Below are 17,625 nucleotides of genomic sequence, written 5' to 3' on the forward strand. Positions count from 1 at the left end.
TCTAGGGCTTCAGGCTCAGGAACCGCGTCGGGATCGCCCCGCGCAGGTTCTGCTCGAAGCCGACCAGCTTGGGCGAGACCAGGTTCTTGGTCGAATAATACAGGATCGGGATCCAGGGCACGTCGGCGGCCAGGATCGCGTCGGCCTCGCGCAGGATCGCTGCGCGCTTGACGAGATCGACCTCGTCGGCGGCGGTCTTCATCAGCTTGTCGAAGGTCGGGTTGTCGTATTTGCCCGAATTGAAGCCGGTATTGTCGCTCTGGAACAGGAAGAGGAAGTTCTGCGGGTCGGAATAGTCGCCGATCCAGCCATAGCGGGCGACGTCGAAATCGCCGCCGTCGCGCAGGAAGGCGAAATGCGTCTTGCCGTCAGTGTTGATGAAGGAGGTCTCGACGCCGATCGCCTTCCACTGCTCGGCGATGGCGATCATGGTGCGGCGGTTGTTGTCGGTGGTGTTGTAGCGCAGCTGGACTTTCAGCGGCACGCCGGGGCCGAAGCCGGCGGCCGCGAGGAGCTTCTTGGCCTCGTCCTCGCGGTCGAGCGGCGAGGCGTTCTTGAAGTCGGCCTCGGCGCGCTCGCCGTAATTGCCGATATTGGGCGGGATCACGCCATAGGCCGGCAGCATCGTACCGCTCCAGATCTCGTCGGCGATGAATTCGCGGTCGATCACCAATGACAGCGCCCGGCGCACGCGGACATCGTCGAAGGGCTTCTTGGCGCTGTTGATGATCAGGAAATAGGTGCCGAGATACGGCCCGACCTTGACCTGGTCGCCGAGCTTCTCGCGCAATTGCTTGATCTGGTCGGCCGGGATGTCGGTGGTCAGGTGCAACTCGCCGGCCTGGAAGCGGCGCGCGGCGGCGGCCAGATCCGAGGAGGGGTAATAGATCACCGTGTCGATCTTGACGTTGGCGGCGTCGTGGAAGGCCTTGTTCTTGTCGAGCCGGATATGGGAGTTGGGCACGAACTCCTTCAGCACATAGGCGCCGTTCGAGACCCAGTTCTCCGGCTTGACGAAATCCTTGCCGAACTTCGCGACAGAGGCTGGATGGACCGGCAGCCCGCTCTGATGCGTCAGCAGTTCCAGGAGATAGGGCGTCGGCCGCTCCAGCTTGAGTTCGAGTGTGCGCTCGTCGATTGCCTTCACGCCGAGATCGTCCAGCTTGGTGTCGGCAGCCGCCTTGTTGATCTTCTCGGCGTTGAGGATGGGGTAGAGAATATTGGCGTACTTCGCCCCGGTCTCAGGGTTCACCATCCGCCGCAGCGAGAACACGAAGTCGGACGCGGTGACCGGGTCGCCATTCGACCATTTCGCAGTGCTGCGCAGCTTGAAGAGATAGGTCTTGCCGTCCGGCGACATCGTCCAGCTCTCGGCGACGCCGGGCACGACCTCGCCCTTCATGCTGTGGATGACCAGCCCCTCGGAGAGGTCGCGCAGCAGATGCGCTTCGGTGACCGTCGAGGTCTTGTGGGCGTCGAGCGTCTCGGGGTCGCCGTCATTGCCGCGGTGGAAGACCACCTGGGCCGCAGCCGTCGCCGCGCCGGAGATGGCGAGAGCTGCGGCAAGCAGGAAGGGCGCGGCGCGGCGCGTGACGTCGAACATGGAAGCCTCCCCTGGCGGTGGCCGACTCTGCGGCGCACAGGCATCGTGGGAGAAGTAGAGCCCGGCTTTCAGCGCCTGCCAAGGCGGAAAAACAGGCCCTGGCGTCCGATGGTTTGCATTGGAGCCACCGCCGTCATTCCGCGGCTATGCGAAGCGAAGACCCGTCATTGCGAGGAGCGTGAGCGACGAAGCAATCCAGGAGGTCTCGCTCGACGGCCCCTGGATTGCTTCGCTGCGCTCGCAATGACGCGTCTAGCCAGCCACTGCCGCTGCCGCCCGTTCCTGAGCCTCGACCACCGCCAGCGCCGTCATGTTGACGACGCCCCGCGCCGTCACCGAGCCGGTGAGGATATGGGCGGGCTTGGCCGCGCCGATCAGGATCGGTCCCACGGGCAGCGCATCCGCCAGCACCTTGGCGAATTGATAGGCGATGTTGGCGGCGTCGAGATTGGGGAAGATCAGGACGTTGGCGACGCCTTTCAGCCGCGAGGAGGGCAGCACGCGCTCGCGCACCATGGCGACGAGCGCGGTATCGGCCTCCATCTCGCCATCGCATTCCAGCTCCGGCGCACGCTCGCGGATCAGGCCGAGCGCCTTGCGCATCTTGAGCGAGGAGGGCGTGTCGGCGGCGCCGAAATCCGAATGCGAGAGCAAGGCGATCTTGGGCTCGATGCCGAAGCGCGTGACATGGCTCGCCGCGAGCACCGTCATGTCGGCGATCTCCTCGGCGGTCGGGTCGGCCTTCACATGAGTGTCGGCCAGGAAGAAGGCGCCCTTGTTGGTGATGATCAAGGTCATCGCCGAGATGTCGCAGACGCCGGGCTGCAGGCCGATGATGTCCTTGATGTGCCGCAGCCGCGAGAGATAGCGCCCCTCGAGCCCGGCGATCATGGCGTCGGCCTCGCCGCGCGCCACGGCGAGCGCCGCGATGACCGTGTTGTTGGTGCGCACCAGCGAGCGGGCGGCATCGGGCGTGATGCCGCGCCGGCCGGCGATGTCGAGATAGGTCTGGACATAGTCGCGATAGCGCGGATCGTCCTCCGGATTGATCAGTTCGAAATCCCGGCCGGGCTTGATCGAGAGGCCGAAGCGCTCGATGCGCGTCTCGATCACGCTCGGGCGGCCGATCAGGATCGGGATCGCGAGCCCTTCCTCGAGCGCGACTTGGGCGGCGCGCAGCACGCGCTCATCCTCGCCCTCGGCATAGATCACGCGCTTGGGGTCGGCCTTCGCCTGGGCGAAGAGCGGTTTCATGATGAAGCCGGAACGGAAGACGAAGCGCGACAGGTCCTCGCGATAGGCCTCGACATCCTCGAGCGGCTTGCGCGCGACGCCGGTCGCCATCGCGGCCTCGGCGACGGCCGGCGCGATGCGCAGGATCAGGCGCGGATCGAAGGGGTTGGGGATCAGCGAGGTCGCGCCAAAGGTCGAGGCCTCGCCGCCATAGGCGCGCGCCGCGATGTCCGAGGTCGCCTCGCGGGCAAGCGCCGCGATGGCGCGCACGGCCGCGAGCTTCATCGCCTCGTTGATCGTCGTCGCCTGCACGTCGAGTGCGCCGCGGAAGATATAGGGAAAGCACAGGACGTTGTTGACCTGGTTCGGATAGTCCGAGCGCCCGGTGCAGATCATCGCGTCCGGGCGCACGGCGAGCGCGTCCTCCGGCGTGATCTCGGGGTTGGGGTTGGCGAGCGCCAGGATCAGCGGCTTGTTGGCCATCTGCTTGGCCATCTCGGGCTTGAGCACGCCGGCGGCGGAGAGGCCGAGGAAGATGTCGGCGCCACCGATGACCTCGGCCAGCGTGCGGGCGTCGGTTTCCTGCGCATAGACCTCCTTCCAGCGGTCCATCAGCGTGTTGCGGCCCTTATGGACCACGCCTTCAAGATCGGTGACCCAGATATTTTTGCGCTGGGCGCCGAGCTCGACCAGCAGGTTGAGGCAGGCGAGCGCGGCGGCGCCCGCGCCGGAGACGACGATCTTGACCTCGCCGATATGCTTGCCGGAGAGATCGAGCCCGTTCAGGACCGCCGCGCTGACGATGATCGCCGTGCCGTGCTGGTCGTCATGGAAGACCGGGATCTGCATCCGGGCCTTGAGCTGCTCCTCGATCTCGAAGCATTCGGGACCCTTGATGTCCTCGAGATTGATGCCGCCGAAGGTCGGTTCCAGCGCTGCGACGACCTCGACGAATTTCTCGATGTTCTTCTGCTCGACCTCGATGTCGAAGCAGTCGATCCCGGCGAATTTCTTGAACAGGACCGCCTTGCCCTCCATCACCGGCTTGGAGGCGAGCGGCCCGATGTCGCCGAGGCCGAGCACGGCGGTGCCGTTGGTGATGACGGCGACGAGGTTCTGGCGCGAGGTCAGTTCGGCGGCCTGGCTGGGATCGTCGACGATCGCCTCGCAGGCGGCAGCCACGCCGGGCGAATAGGCCAGCGCGAGGTCGCGCTGGTTGCCGAGCGGCTTGGTCGCCTGGATTTCGATCTTACCGGGGCGTGGGCTGCGATGGTAGACGAGCGCGCCCGAGCGCATATCCGCCGACAAGGTACTCTTGGCCATCCCCAGCTTCCTTCGTATCGCCGTCAACCCGAGCCAACGGGGTCGCGCGGAAAAGCGGCGGCGTCAAGCGCGGGCAGAAGATGAAGGGTTCGCGCTGAGGCAAATTCTTCGAATTCGGCACCGGGCCCAGCTGCGTGTCCACTTGCGAGCCCACCTGCGAATGCAGCGTAGAAGCCCGCCGCCAGCCCAGCATGAATGGCTGCTTAACGAGGCCAACATCGCGAAAAAATAATGCTCTTGGAGCGCGATGGCGGTGCTGACCTATCGTTCCCACATGCCCGGCGCTCGGTCATTGGCCGGCTATTCCTGGGAGGGGATGATGGATGCAATGCGATCAGCGTTCGACGAAGTCGTCACGCTGCGTCAGGCCAAGCAACTGATCCAGTGCATGGCTCATGAGCAGAGCTTTCTGCTGCTCTCCGCCCCGGGCTTGGGCAAGTCCGAGCTGGTTTATGAGGCGGCGCGCGAGGCGGGCCTGCCCTGCCGCTCGCTGCTCGGCACGCAGATCGCTCCCGAGGATGTGAGCGGCATTCCGCGCATCGTCGGCGAACGCTCGGTCTTCTGCCCGCCGCGCGTCCTGCTGCCGGAGAAGCCCGAACCGTTCTGCCTGTTCCTCGATGAATTGCCGGCCTGCTCGCCCGACGTCCAGAAGGCGTTCTACTCGCTCCTGCTCGAACGCCGGCTCGGCGAGCACGCATTGCCGAAGGGCACCTGGGTCGTCGCGGCGGGCAACCGCCTGCAGGACCGCGCTCTGGTGCGGGCGATGAGCTCGGCCCTGGTCAACCGCGTCACCATCCTGCAATTGCGGGTCGATGTCGCGGAATGGCTCGCCTGGGCGCAGCGCGCCGGCGTCCGGGCCGAGATCCGAAGCTTCATCGCGACGATTCCCGACGCGCTGATGCGCCCGGTGCCGGCCGAGCCGACGCCGTTTTCGACGCCGCGCGCCTGGGCGCTGCTGTCGCGCGCGCTCGACATGGCCCAGAAGGCCGGCCTGCTCAGCAACGAGACGCGCCGGGCGCTGGCCTTCGGGCGGCTCTCGCCGGAGGACGCAGTGGTGTTCTGCGCGCTGGCGGAGGATTCGATCGGCGCCGTGCGACCGCTGGAGGAGTATCTGCGCAAGCCGGAGCTCCTGCCCAAGGGCGATTCCGCGCGCTGGTTCATACTCGACTGCATCCGCCAGTTCGTCCGCGACGGCCGCGCGCAGGGCATCAGGCCGCCCGTCATCAACCGCTTCCTGCGCGCCCTCTCCAGCGAGCATCAGCTCCTCCTGCTCAACGACATGGTCGAGACATGGGGCGGGCTCGGGGCCGACCGCGCCATGTACGACCTCCTGCGCAAGGTCGCCGCGACATGAGCGAGGCTCCGGGGAGGTCTCTCGACGAACGCGCCACCCGCGCGCGGATCGCGAAGGGCTTGCGGCTGGTGACGGCCCCGTTCCCGCATCTCGCTGGCCTCGCGGCAGCGGTGCGCGTCGAGATCGATGCGCGCGTGCCGACGATGGGCGTCTTCGCCTCCGGCCGGATGCTGGTGAACCCGTCCTTCACCGCGCGGCTCTCGGCTGACGATCTCGTCTTCGTGCTCGCCCATGAGCTCCTGCATCTCGCACTGCGCACCCATGACCGGGCGCGCGGCAGCGCCGCGATCGAGTTCAACTACGCCCATGACTACATCATCAACGACATGCTGCGGCATGCGTTGGGCACGGTGACGATCCCGGCGGGCGGGCTCGACATGGCGGGCGCGCGCGAGAAATCGGCCGAGGAGATCGTCCTCGACATGCGCCGCAGCAGTCATTTCATGTCCTCCCGCACGCAGGTTTGGGAGGGGCAGGTCGCGACCGTCGAGCAGGTGCTCGGAGCTGCGCGGCAGGCGCCTGACGGCACGATGGGCGATGCGCTCGATGCCAGGCGCGAGCGCGAGCTTTTCCCCGAGGATACGACCGACCAGGCCGAGCGCAGCCGGGCGATCCGCGATCTCGCAGGGCGCGGCATGGTGCTCGCCAAGGCGATGGGCGCGATGCGCGGGCGCGGCGAGGGGCCGGGCGCCACGCAGCAGACCATCCAGGCGCAGCGCGGCCTCTACAGCACGCCCTGGCATGTCGCGCTCCAGACCTGGCTCGAAGGCGCAGCACCGGGCGAGCGCAGCTTCACCCGCGCCTCGCGGCGCGGCAACGACCGCACCGATCTCGTGATGCCGGGCCGCAAGCGCCATTCCTGGATGCTCAACGTCATCCTCGACACCAGCGCCTCGATGGGAGACGAGATCCCGCTCGTGCTCGGCGCCATCGCCGATTTCTGCGATATGGCCGGCGTCGACGAGATCCGCGTCGTCCAGTGCGACACGGTCGTGACCTCCGACGAGATCCTCTCGCCTGGCGGGCTCGCGGCTTACGAGATCTCAGGCTATGGCGGCAGCGACCTGACGCCGGCGCTCGCGGCCCTGACTGAAGATGGGCGCGTGACCGCCGCGGTCGTCATCACCGATGGCGACATCTCCTACCCGACCGAGCCCGTTCCCTATGCGGTGCTCTGGGTGCTGCCGAAACCCTCCGCGACCTTCCAGCCGCCCTATGGGCGGGTCATCACCCTGCAGCCGGGAGACATGTCATGAAAGTCGTCCAGGACCTGATCGCCTATTTCGACCGGCGCGGAAAGCTGTCGCGCCGGCAGCTCAAGAAGCTACTCGACCAGAACTCCGTCGCCTCCGAGGCGCCGCCGAACATGCACGGCCTCTGCGAAAAAATCGGCGCGGTCTATTATTTCCGCATCACCGGCGTGGTCGAGGGCCAGCTCTGGGGCACCGACATCTATAGCGGCGATTCGGCGCTTGGAGCTGCCGCCGTGCATATGGGGCTGCTGAAGCCCGGCAAGACCGGCGTCTTCCGGGTCACGGTGGTGACGCCGCCGGAGACGTTTCCGGGCACCGAACGCAACGGCGTGACCAGCACCGAATATGGCAGCTATCAATATGCCTGGCAGCTCTCGGCGATCTGAACGGGGGGCGGCGGGCGAGCAGGCGCGGCCGCTCAAAACGCCTTGAAGGTAATGATCGTGTGCGTGTCCGAGATTTCGGGGATCGACTGCACCTTCTGGGCGATGAAGTGGCCGATATCGACATCGGCCGCGACATGGAATTTCGCCAGGATGTCGTAATTGCCGGCGGTCGAGTAGATCTCCGAGGCGATCTCGCGGTCGGCGAGCTCGCTGGCGACCGCATAGGTCTTGCCGAGCTTGCATTTGATCTCGACGAAGAAGGTCTGCATCGTGGGGCTCCGCAACTCATCAGAGGCTTATGTGGAAATAACCCTCAGCCCTCATCCTGAGGAGCGCTCCGCAGGAGCGCGTCTCGAAGGATGCTCCAGGAGGCTCCCGAACCATCTGGAGCATCCTTCGAGACGCCGCTTCGCGGCTCCTCAGGATGAGGGCTGGAGGCGTCGAAACAGACGCTCAACTCCTGGATAGAGCGTCCGGCATGGTCAGATCAAGCGCCGGCGAGTTCGGCCAGCCTGCGGCTCATCGCGCTTGTCGGATCGGTGAGGTCGGCGAGCACCGTAAAATGGTTGGCCCCAGTGATCTCCCCATAGCGGGTCTGCACGCCCTCGATGCCCCAGACATCGACGATGCGGCGGCTCTGCTTGAGATATTCCTCGCTCTCGGCCCCGCCGACGACGGCATCCATCAGGAGCGGCGACGGCGCCGGCCAGAAGAGCGGGCTTTCGCGCTCGGCGGCTGCCATGTCGAGGTTCAGGGCGCCGTTGATGCTGGTCTCGGTCAATGGCTTCAGATTGTAGAGGCCGGAGATGCCATAGGCAGCCGGCACGAGCTTTTCCGGCAGGTCGGGATCGACATTTTTCCAGTCGGTTGCGAGCAGGCAGGCTGAGAGATGCCCGCCGGCGGAATGGCCGGCCGCGACGACCGGCAGGTTGAAACGCCGCCACAGCGCGGCGGCCGCCTGCTGCATCTCCCAGACGATGTGACCGAGCTCGACCTGCGGGCAGAGATCATAGCCCGTGACGGCGACCGGCACGCCGAGCTGGTTCAGCCCACGCGCCATATGCGAGAAGAAGCGCGGATCGAGCGCCTGCCAGTAGCCGCCATGGATGAACATGACGATGGCGTTGCCGCGCACGGCCTGGGGCTTGAACAGGTCGTAATACTGGCGCGCGCTTTCGCCATAGGACACGCCGAGTTCGCAGACGGCGCCCTCGCGATAGGCCGCAGCGTCGCTGGCCCAGCCGGCGATGATGCCGGGATGCTCGGGCACGCGGGCGCGGTTGTTGTATTCGGTCTCGTAGTCCGGCGAGGTTGCGGTCTCTGGCATCAGCGGCTCGAAGGCTTCCCGGTTCCTGATTGCAGCCCGGATCGTTGCGGGCGAGCGCCGCTTTCATCGCAGGCCGTGCCAATCTGCGCCATCGCTTTTGACAGGTCGAGCGCCAAACGCCACAAGGCCACGCGCCGGCTGCATGATCCTGTCGCATAGTGGCCTGTCGGATATCGGAGCCTGCCATGGAAAATCCCGTTCTCGCCGAGGTCACCCGCGGAAACACCGTCGAGTCGCGCCATCGCGGCGCGCTGATCGTGGTCGATGCCGATGGCGGCGTGGTCTTCTCGGCCGGCGATGTCGAGCGGCCGGTGTTTCCGCGCTCGGCCGTCAAGGCGATCCAGGCGCTGCCCCTGTTCGAGAGCGGCGCGGCCGACCGCTACGGCCTGAGCGAGCCGGAGATCGCGCTCGCCGTCGCCTCCCATTCCGGCGAGCCGCTCCATGCCGAGACCTCGCTTGCCATGCTCAAGAAAGCTGGGCGCGATGCCGGCTGCCTGGAATGCGGCGCGCATTGGCCGATGAACGAGGCCGCCGCCCGCGCCATCGCCAAGGCCGGCGCCGAGCCGAGCGCGCTGAACAACAACTGCTCGGGCAAGCATGCCGGCTTCGTCTGCCTCGCCTGCGGGCTGGACGAGGATCCGGCTGGCTATGTAGGGGCTGGCCATGCCGTGCAGCAGGCTGTGCGCGGGGCGCTGGAAGACGTCACCGGCGCAGCACATAGCAGCGACCGGATGGGCACCGATGGCTGCTCGATCCCCTCCTACGCCGTGCCGCTGAAGGCGCTGGCGCTCGGCTTCGCCCGTCTCGGCACTGGCCATGGCCTTGGCCCGGAGCGCGCCAAGGCGGCGGCCCGCATCCGCAAGGCGGTGGCGGCCCATCCCTTCATGGTGGCCGGAACCGGGCGCTTCGACACCCGCGCGATGGAGCAGTTGCGCGAGCGCGCCTTCATCAAGACGGGGGCGGAAGGCGTCTATTGCGGCGCGCTGCCCGAGCTCGGCTATGGCATCGCGCTGAAATGCGATGATGGCGCGGGCCGGGCGGCCGAGGTCGTCATGGCGGCGCTGATCGCGCGCTTCCTTCCCTTGAACGAGGTCGAGGCGTCAGCCTTCGCGCCGCTGCGCGAGAGCGTGCTGAAGAACTGGAACGGCATCGAAGTCGGGCGGGTGAGGGCGGCAGGCCTCTGAGCGACGCAGCGGATTGCCATCCCGCCTGATGGGGACGATCCTCGCCGCCTGATCACGGTGCATGGCCCATGCGAAGAACCGGTACCCACTTTTTCGCACAAGGCTCTCATGGGCTCGGCCGCGACATCGTCGCCGGGCTGACGCTGGCGGCGATCACCATTCCCGAGCAGATGGCGACAGCGCGTCTCGGCGGCTTCGAGCCGCAGATCGGCTTCTTTGCTTTCGTGGCGGCGACGCTGGGCTTCGCCCTCTTCGGCGCCAGCCGCGTCCTCACCGTCGGGGCGGATTCGACGATCACGCCGATCTTCGCCGGGGGGCTCGCCATACTCGCCGCCAGCGGCGGCAATCTGAGCCAGACCGCGCCGACGCTGGCTGTCCTGGTCGGCGTGCTGCTGCTGCTCAGCGGCGTGTTCAGGCTCGGCTGGATCGCGGATCTGCTGTCGACGCCCGTCATCACCGGCTTCCTGGCCGGCGTCTCGATCCATATCCTGGTGTCGCAATTGCCCGGCCTGTTCGGCCTTCCCGGGGGCAGCCACAAGCTCGTCTCGCAGGTCCAGGAGATCTACGCGCAAAGAGGCGCGATCAATCCCTGGTCGACGGCGATCGGCTTGTCCGTGCTGGCGATCATGCTGGCCTGCGAGCGCATCGCGGCGCAGCTGCCGGGCGCGCTGATCGCGCTCGGGCTGGCGACGCTGGCGGTGATGCTGTTCGGGTTGGAGGCGCGTGGCGTCGCGGTCCTCGGCGTCCTGCCCGAGGGGTTGCCGCCGCGCTTCAGCCCGGATCTGGGCTGGGAGGATTTCCGGCAGCTCCTGCCGCTGGCGCTGATCATCAGCCTGGTCGTCATGATGCAGACGGCGACCGTCAGCCGCTCCTTCCGCGATCGCGACGGGCGGGAGGCCAATGTCGGCCGCGACTTCCTCGGCCTGGGAGCCGCCAATCTGCTCGCCGGGCTGGCGGGCGCCTTTCCCGTCAATGCGAGCCCGCCGCGCACCGCGGTCGTGGTCGAAAGCGGCGGCGGCAGCCAGCTTGGCGCGCTGACGGCCGCGGCCCTGGTGCTCGTTTTGGCGTTGGTCGGAGGCGCGCTGCTCGCCCATGTGCCCGAGGCGGCACTGGCGGGCGTCCTGCTCTTCGTCGCCCAGCGGATCTTCCGGCTCGGCACGATCCTGACCATAGCGCGGCAGGCGCCGGCTGAGTTCGCCCTGATCGTGTTTACGGCGCTTGCGATCATCCTGCTACCGATCGAGACCGGTGTTGCCATCGGCGTCGGGCTGTCATTGATCCACGGCGTCTGGATGACGACGCGCAGCCAGCCGATCGCGTTCAGCAAGATCGCGGGAACGACGATCTGGTGGCCGCCGGGCGAGGGCGGCGAGACCGAGCCGGTGCCCGATGTGCTCGTCGTCGCCTTCCAGGCGCCGCTGCTCTTTGCCAATGCGCAGAGCTTCCAGCACGGCATGCTGGACCTGCTCGAACGCCAGCGCCCGGCGCTCCTCGTCCTTGAGGCGGGCGGCATTGCCGCGATCGACTACACCGCCGCCCAGTCTCTCCTGGCCGTGGCCGGTGTCTGCCGCGACCGGGGCATCGCCTTCGCGATCGCCCGCGTCGAATCGGTGCGGGCCCGTCAGGCCCTGCAGCAATTCGGCGTCGTCGCCGCGATCGGCCAGGACCATCTCTTCCACAGCGTCGACGAGGCCGTCGGGGCGCTGCGACCCGGCGCTGGCTCCTGATGTTCTGGCGGTATTTCGTTGCGCCCTGGTTTCGCCTCAGCCGACCGCGTTGTTCTCAACCCTGACGCCGGCGGCCCTCGCATCGGCCGTCTTCGTCAGATCGCCCGTCACGGCCCGGCCGTATTCGGTTCCCACCACCGCGCCGCTCCTCGCCTCGGCGATGGTGTTGTTGGCGATCAGCGCGTTGCGTTCCTTCGGAACCAGCGAGACCGAGATGCCGATGCCGGTCTTGCGCACCATGTTGCCGGTCGCGACGAGGTTGCGCATGCCCCAGGACCAGCCGAGCGAGATGCCGATATCGCTGGCGTCCTCGATGACGTTGCCGGTCACCGCCGCTTCCGCCTCGACATGGATGCCGGCGCCGCCGATGAGCTCCTTGCCCTTCGGCGCAAAGCCCTTCCGGGCGTTGCGGACGATGTTGCTGGCGACGACTGACAGCCTGCCGCCATGGTCGAGATTGGTGACGCTGATCCCTTGCGCGCAATCCTCGACGAGATTGCCGGTGATGAGCGCGCCTTCGAAGGCAAATTCGGCATAGAGCGCTGTCTCGCCGCAGCGGCGGCCCTGATTGCCGATGATCTGCACGCCGGAGCCGGAATTGTTGCGGATGAAGGTCAGCGCACAATCGCGCAGGCTGTTGCCCTCGATGATGACGCCGCCGGCCTTGAACAGGCTGATGCCGTTGCCGTTGGGGCCGTCACCGCCGGCATCCGAGCGGATGCGGTTGAGGCGGTTGCCGCGAATGATCGACTGGTCGTCGCCGGGCTGGCTGCGCCAGAGCTGGATGCCGTTATTGCCGCAATCCTCGATCTGGTTCTGCTCGATGGAGAGCCCACGCGAATCCAGCGAGAACAGGGCGGATTCGCGCATGCCGCGGAAGCGGCTTCCCAGGATGCGGCCGCCCGTGCGGTTCAGGCTCAGGCCGATCGAGCCGGCATTGGCGAATTCGCAATCCTGCAGGCTGAAATCCAGCACCTCGTCGGCGCTCAGCAGGCCGGTTCGCTGGGCGATGCGGATATCCAGCCCGTCGAGCCCGATGCCGACGAGCGCGGCGCGCTTGATCCCGCGCGCCAGCAGGATGGGGCCGGTTTGCGCGGCCATGAACTGCGTCGCGCCAGTGACGCCGATAAGCCGGGCGCCCTCGGGCAGGGTCACATTGGCGATGCGGTATCGGCCCGGCGCGACGATCAGGGGCGCATCGCGCTTGGCCGCCTCGATCAGGGCGTTCTGCAACGCGCGCGACTGGTCGTCCGGGGAGCCTGCACGCAGGCCGAACTGCGCAGCCTCCAAGCCGAACTGCCCGAGCGGAGAGGGGCTCGCCGCACGCCTGGGCGCTTGCGCCAATACGCCGGGCGCGTGAACCAAGCCTGTGCCAAAAAGCGCCGCAGCCAGCAGGGAACGCCGGGATAGAGCCATCGAAGCCTCCGTGAGCGCCGGGTGCTTCAAGCGGCGTGCCGCAACCTTTGTGCCGCTTTGAGATGGTTGGAACGTTTTCCACACGGCCCGATCGTCATTGCGAAGGAGCGCAGCGACGAAGCAATCCAGGGGGACTGAGCCCTGTCCTCTGGATTGCTTCGCTGCGCTCGCAATGACGGGGCAACTTAAGTGGAAAACGCGCTAGAGCCCGAGCGCCTGGGCGATCTCCTCGGCCGCGAGCGTCGGCGCGAGCCTGCCTGCTGCGACCGCCGCCTCTAGCTCGGGCGTGCGCGCCTTCAGGGCGGGGTCAAGGCGCAGTTTTGCCTGCAGCCTGTCCTGCACCATCGCCCACATCCACTTCACATCCTGGCGGCGGCGCTTCTCGGCGATCAGCCCTTTCGCCGCGTGCCGCGTGCGATGCGCTTCGACCTTGCTCCAGAGCGCTTCGAGCCCGTCGCCGGTCAGGCCGGAGATGGTGATGACGGGGGGCGACCAGAGCGGCGAGGCAGGGGCGAGGATATGCAGCGCCGCCTGGTATTGCGCGGCCGCCGCGCGTGCGGCCGTCGCGCCCGCGCCATCGGCCTTGTTGACCGCGATCATGTCGGCGAGTTCGATGATGCCCTTCTTGATGCCCTGCAATTCGTCGCCGGCATTGGGCAGCATCAGCACCAGGAAGAAATCGGTGAGATCGGCGACCGCCGTCTCCGACTGCCCGACCCCGACGGTCTCGACCAGGATGACGTCGAAGCCCGCCGCCTCGCAGAGCAGCATGGTCTCGCGCGTCTTGGCCGCCACGCCCCCGAGCGTGCCGGAGGAGGGGGAGGGGCGGATATAGGCGCGTGGGTCGACCGCGAGCCGCGCCATCCGGGTCTTGTCGCCGAGGATCGAGCCGCCGGTGCGGGTCGAGGACGGATCGACCGCCAGCACCGCGACCTTGTGACCCCCGGCAGTGAGGAAACTGCCGAGCGCGTCGATCATGGTCGATTTGCCGACGCCGGGCACGCCGGTGATGCCGACGCGGATCGCGCCGCCCGCTTTGGGCAGGAGTTGCTGGATCAGCGCCTGCGCCTGCTGCCGGTGATCGGCCCGGCGCGATTCCACCAGGGTGATGGCCCGCGCCAGCGCCGCCCGCTCGCCGGCGAGGATCGCGTCACCAAGAGCGGAGGCGGAAACGTCGTTCATGGCGCTGAGCTAACAAGGCTTGGGCATGCGCGACAAGGCATCGTTCCCGTCGTCACTGTGTCATGGATACCTCTTGATCATCGGCGCCTTCGGTGAGAGCACTTCGACATGGTAGATGCGGTGTTGCGGTTTCGTTGGGTTGCGCTGGTGCTGTCGGCCGCGCTGGCGCTGTCGGCCTGCGGCGGCGAGCAGCGGAGCCTGCTGCTGACGGCGTCCGAGAAGCAGGGCGATGCCGTCGGCAAGGTGCGCATCTTTGTCGCCACCACGCGCGAGGCGGCCGATCTGCCGCAATATTTCAATGGCGAGCGCAGCGCGAAGCTGGCTTTCGCCAGGCTCGACATCACAGTGCCGCACACGCACAAGACCGGCGAGCTCGAACTGCCCGATATCGGCGCCGCCGCCGACCCGGCCAAGCATTTCGCCGTCGTCGATGTCAACCGTCTCGATCTGCCGCCGATCGTCGCCGAGGTGAAGCGCGAGATCCAGCGCCGCCCGGCTACGGAGCGCGACGTGCTGGTCTTCGTGCACGGCTACAACACCAATTTCGCCGATGCAGCCTATCGCTTCGCCCAGATCATCTATGATTCCGGCTTCAAGGGTGTGCCGGTGCTGTTCACCTGGCCCTCGCGCGGGCAGCTCCTGCAATACCCCTATGACCGCGAGAGCGCCTTCTATTCGCGCGATTTCCTGGAGGCGAACCTCCATGCCATCGCGCGCGATCTCGGCACCACGCGCATCGACATCCTGGCCCATTCAATGGGCACCTTCCTGACGCTGGAGGCGGTGCGGCAGGCTGCGATTCGCGGCGATGGCGGCTTCGGCGGCAAGCTGCGCGACATCATCCTCGCCGCGCCCGATGTCGATCTCGACGTCTTCAAGACGCAGATGCGCCAGATCAAGCGGCCGGTGACGATCTTCGTCTCGGCCGACGACCGGGCGCTCGCCTTCTCCCGCCGCTTCGCCGGCGACAAGACGCGGCTGGGGGCGATCTCGGCCAAGGATACCGAGATCGTCACCGAGCTGGAGAAGCTCGGCGCCCGCATCATCGACCTGTCGGAGATATCGACGGGTGACCGCCTGAACCACGCCAAATTCGCGTCCTCGGCCAAGATCGTGCAATTGATCGGCCGCCGCCTCGAGGCCGACAGGGGCATCGCCATCGCCGGCCCCCGCTTCGGCGACAAGCTCGGCGACATTGCCGGCGGGGTCGTCGGCGCGGTCGGTTCGACCGTCGAGCTGGTGGTCACCGCGCCCGGCGCCATCATCGCCCGCTGAGGGGAAACGCGATCAGCCTCCAATCCTAATCAGCCTCCAATCCTGATCAGCCTCGAAGGCGCCGCAATCTGGCCGCGTTAGCGTGGCGTTAAGGCCATGCTGGCCAAGTCGGCCACCTCCGGTCCCTTTGGATAGTCTCCACCCATGCCAGATTCTCGGCACGCATCCCTTTGCCGCCGCTCAGTGCTGCTGGCGCTGCTGTCCACGACCCTGGCAGCCTGCGCGCAGACAGAGGCTGCCGTCTCGCCCTTCTCCGAGCCGACGCGCGCGGACGCGTCCGCCCTGGGCAAGGAGCCGACGCTCCTGGTGGTGACCACACGAAAGCCCACCGGCGGCGGCCAGCCCTTCTTCGGTCCGGAGCGCGGGACCCTGACCTTCGCCGAGGCGCAGCTCTCCCCTCCCGGGCGCGGTATTGCCGGCCGGGTCTCCTCCGTCGTCAATGGCGATTGGGCCGTGCTCGGTCTCGATCGGCGGACCTCGACGGGGGCGGCCCGCAGCTTCGCCGAGGCCGTCAACGGCCGCGACGTGCTGCTTTACGTGCATGGCTACAACGAGACCTTCGAATCCGCGGCGCGCAGCGCGGCGCAGCTTTCGCACGCGCTCGAATTCCAGGGCCGCACGGCCCTGTTCAGCTGGCCGTCCGGCGGCGCGCTGCTCGACTATGGCTATGACCGCGAGAGCGCGCTCTGGTCGCGCGACGGGTTCGTCCAGGCGCTGCGGGCCCTGGTCAACAACCCGACAGTCGGGCGCATCCATATCGTCGCCCATTCCATGGGCACCTTCCTGACGCTGGAGGCGCTGCGCGAATTGCGCACCGAGACCGACGTCTCCTCGCGCATCGGCGCGATCGTCTTCGCCTCGCCCGATGTCGATATCGACGCTTTCGAGCAGACGGTCTCGAAGCTCGGCCCGCTGGCGCAGCGCATGACGCTGATCATCGATCCGGGCGACCGGGCGCTCGCAGTCTCCGCCCGCATCGCCGGCGGCGTCGCCCGCGCCGGCGCGGCCGAGCGCGCGCGGCTGGAGGCGCTGGGCGTGCGCGTTGCCGATACCTCGGGGCGGGGCTGGAGCATGCTGCGCCACGACCTCTTCCTCTCCGACAATGAGGTCACGCTGGTCGTGCGCCGGGCGATGGAGCGTGTGGGTGCCTGACGGGCTTGCCCGTCATCGCCTCCCAGCGCAGGATCGCGCCGGGCGATGATGCAAGGTACTGATGATGATCAAGCTCTCGACGATGGCGGCGATACTGGCCGCCTGCCTTTCTACGCCTCTTGCCATACCCTTTGCCGCGCCGCTGGCGGCGCATGACCTGACACCATTCCAGGAAGTCGGTAGCGGCCATGTGCTTTACGAAGACGTTTCGCCGGCTGGGGCGGAAACGATCAATATCGAGACCTATGTTCCGCAGGCCTGCGCCAGCAAGCCATGCCCCCTCGTCATCGCGGTGCACGGGCTGGGGCGTAACGCCGCCAACACGCGCGACTACTGGATCGAGGCGGCCGATCGCCATGGCCTGCTGATCGCGGCGCCGCATTTCGACAAGGAGCGCTTCCCTACCCGCCTGTTCCAGCAGGGCGGCGTCCAGGGCGAGCCCGACCGCGGGAAATGGCTTTATGCGGTGATCGAGCGCTTCTTCGACGCAGGCCTGAAGAGCGGCCGGATTTCCGGGACGACCTACACGCTCTTTGGCCATTCGGCCGGGGCGCAGTTCGTCCATCGCATGGTGATGTTGATGCCGCAGGCGCGTTTCTCGACCGCGGTCTCTGCCAATGCCGGCTATTACACCCTGCCTGTCGGCAAGGATGCGGCGGGCGGTTTCAGCTTTCCCTATTCGCTCGACGGTACGCCGGCGACGGATGCCAATCTCAAGGCCGCCTTCGCCAAGCCGCTGCTGATCATGCTGGGCGACCAGGACATCGATCCCAACCACCCCCAGTTGAACACGAGCAAGGGCGCGGAGGCGCAGGGTCCCAACCGCTTCACGCGCGGCCAGAATTTCGTCGCGGTCGCCGCGGCCGAGGCGAAGCGGCTCGGCGTCGAGAGCCGCTGGCGTGAGATCACAGTGCCCGGCGTCGCCCATGAGCAGAAGAAGATGGCGAGCGCCGCGGCGCAGGCGCTGTTCGGCGGGAAATAGGACTCGGTACCACCCACGCCGTCATTGCGAGGAGCGTAAGCGACGAAGCAATCCATGAGGTCTCGCTTGACGGCCCCTGGATTGCTTCGCTGCGCTCGCAATGACGGTGTTGTGGCTCAGGCTTACATCACCCCCCTAGGTGACCGACTCATAACTTCGCAACCAGATGCGGATTGAAGCGAGTTGGACTGAGGCGAGGAAGTTGTCGTCTCGCTTATCGTAGCGCGT

14 protein-coding genes and 1 pseudogene are annotated in these 17,625 nt (G+C 67.2%); 8 read left to right on the forward strand and 7 right to left on the reverse strand.

Going from position 1 to position 17,625, the window contains the following annotated elements; translation table 11 throughout:
- Position 1: 1 nt before the first annotated feature.
- Entirely contained in the window at positions 2-1,603 is a 1,602-nt protein-coding gene (locus J2Y55_RS12835) for a peptide ABC transporter substrate-binding protein (RefSeq protein WP_310153263.1), read from the reverse strand.
- A 252-nt stretch (positions 1,604-1,855) separates the two neighbouring features.
- On the reverse strand, positions 1,856-4,159 hold the full coding sequence (locus J2Y55_RS12840) for an NADP-dependent malic enzyme (RefSeq protein ID WP_310153264.1): 2,304 nt from the start codon (positions 4,157-4,159) through the stop codon (positions 1,856-1,858).
- Positions 4,160-4,487: 328 nt separating this feature from the next.
- Between J2Y55_RS12840 and J2Y55_RS12845 the strand changes: the two genes are divergently transcribed.
- From J2Y55_RS12845 to J2Y55_RS12855, 3 genes are read left to right on the forward strand one after another with little or no spacing between them, the layout of a single operon-like run.
- On the forward strand, positions 4,488-5,513 hold the full coding sequence (locus J2Y55_RS12845) for an AAA family ATPase (protein WP_310153267.1): 1,026 nt from the start codon (positions 4,488-4,490) through the stop codon (positions 5,511-5,513).
- Positions 5,510-6,769 carry a vWA domain-containing protein gene (locus J2Y55_RS12850; protein ID WP_310153270.1) on the forward strand — a complete coding sequence of 420 codons (1,260 nt, stop codon included), beginning with the start codon at positions 5,510-5,512 and terminating at the stop codon, positions 6,767-6,769. Before J2Y55_RS12845 ends, J2Y55_RS12850 begins: the two co-directional genes overlap by 4 nt.
- Positions 6,766-7,152 (forward strand): LCCL domain-containing protein, encoded by a 387-nt coding sequence (locus tag J2Y55_RS12855; protein ID WP_310153273.1) that lies wholly within the window; start codon positions 6,766-6,768, stop codon positions 7,150-7,152. The genes J2Y55_RS12850 and J2Y55_RS12855 overlap by 4 nt, the downstream gene beginning before the upstream one ends.
- A 32-nt stretch (positions 7,153-7,184) precedes the next feature.
- On the opposite strand, the gene J2Y55_RS12860 is transcribed toward J2Y55_RS12855, so the two are convergent.
- Both J2Y55_RS12860 and J2Y55_RS12865 read right to left on the reverse strand, forming a co-directional pair.
- Positions 7,185-7,421, reverse strand: coding sequence for an Lrp/AsnC ligand binding domain-containing protein (locus J2Y55_RS12860; protein WP_069690405.1), 237 nt, complete (start codon positions 7,419-7,421; stop codon positions 7,185-7,187).
- A gap of 218 nt (positions 7,422-7,639) precedes the next feature.
- On the reverse strand, positions 7,640-8,479 hold the full coding sequence (locus J2Y55_RS12865; RefSeq protein WP_310153279.1) for an alpha/beta hydrolase: 840 nt from the start codon (positions 8,477-8,479) through the stop codon (positions 7,640-7,642).
- A 185-nt stretch (positions 8,480-8,664) separates the two neighbouring features.
- On the opposite strand from J2Y55_RS12865, the gene J2Y55_RS12870 reads away from it, so the two are divergent.
- Complete coding sequence (locus tag J2Y55_RS12870) at positions 8,665-9,663, forward strand: asparaginase (protein WP_310153281.1); 999 nt, start codon at positions 8,665-8,667, stop codon at positions 9,661-9,663.
- Positions 9,664-9,731: 68 nt separating this feature from the next.
- Positions 9,732-11,390 carry a SulP family inorganic anion transporter gene (locus J2Y55_RS12875; RefSeq protein WP_310153284.1) on the forward strand — a complete coding sequence of 553 codons (1,659 nt, stop codon included), beginning with the start codon at positions 9,732-9,734 and terminating at the stop codon, positions 11,388-11,390.
- A gap of 36 nt (positions 11,391-11,426) precedes the next feature.
- Here J2Y55_RS12875 and J2Y55_RS12880 read toward each other — a convergent pair whose 3' ends face one another.
- Together J2Y55_RS12880 and meaB are read right to left on the reverse strand one after the other, a co-directional pair.
- Entirely contained in the window at positions 11,427-12,806 is a 1,380-nt protein-coding gene (locus tag J2Y55_RS12880) for a TIGR03808 family TAT-translocated repetitive protein (protein WP_310153287.1), read from the reverse strand.
- 201 nt (positions 12,807-13,007) lie between these two features.
- Complete coding sequence (gene meaB, locus J2Y55_RS12885; protein ID WP_310153290.1) at positions 13,008-13,988, reverse strand: methylmalonyl Co-A mutase-associated GTPase MeaB; 981 nt, start codon at positions 13,986-13,988, stop codon at positions 13,008-13,010.
- 123 nt (positions 13,989-14,111) lie between these two features.
- On the opposite strand from meaB, the gene J2Y55_RS12890 reads away from it, so the two are divergent.
- The 3 genes from J2Y55_RS12890 to J2Y55_RS12900 all read left to right on the forward strand — a co-directional run bounded on the left by J2Y55_RS12890 (position 14,112) and on the right by J2Y55_RS12900 (position 17,397).
- Entirely contained in the window at positions 14,112-15,263 is a 1,152-nt protein-coding gene (locus J2Y55_RS12890; RefSeq protein WP_310153293.1) for an alpha/beta hydrolase, read from the forward strand.
- Positions 15,264-15,407: 144 nt separating this feature from the next.
- Positions 15,408-16,415, forward strand: a complete 1,008-nt coding sequence (locus J2Y55_RS12895) for an alpha/beta hydrolase (protein ID WP_310153296.1) — start codon at positions 15,408-15,410, stop codon at positions 16,413-16,415.
- Between the two features lie 61 nt (positions 16,416-16,476).
- Positions 16,477-17,397 (forward strand): alpha/beta hydrolase family protein, encoded by a 921-nt coding sequence (locus J2Y55_RS12900; RefSeq protein ID WP_310153299.1) that lies wholly within the window; start codon positions 16,477-16,479, stop codon positions 17,395-17,397.
- A 135-nt stretch (positions 17,398-17,532) separates the two neighbouring features.
- Here the strand turns inward: J2Y55_RS12900 and J2Y55_RS12905 are convergent.
- A pseudogene (locus J2Y55_RS12905) lies at positions 17,533-17,625 on the reverse strand (IS5/IS1182 family transposase); the annotation flags it as partial.

Source organism: Allobosea sp. BE125 (genome assembly GCF_031456075.1).
Classification (GTDB): domain Bacteria; phylum Pseudomonadota; class Alphaproteobacteria; order Rhizobiales; family Beijerinckiaceae; genus Allobosea.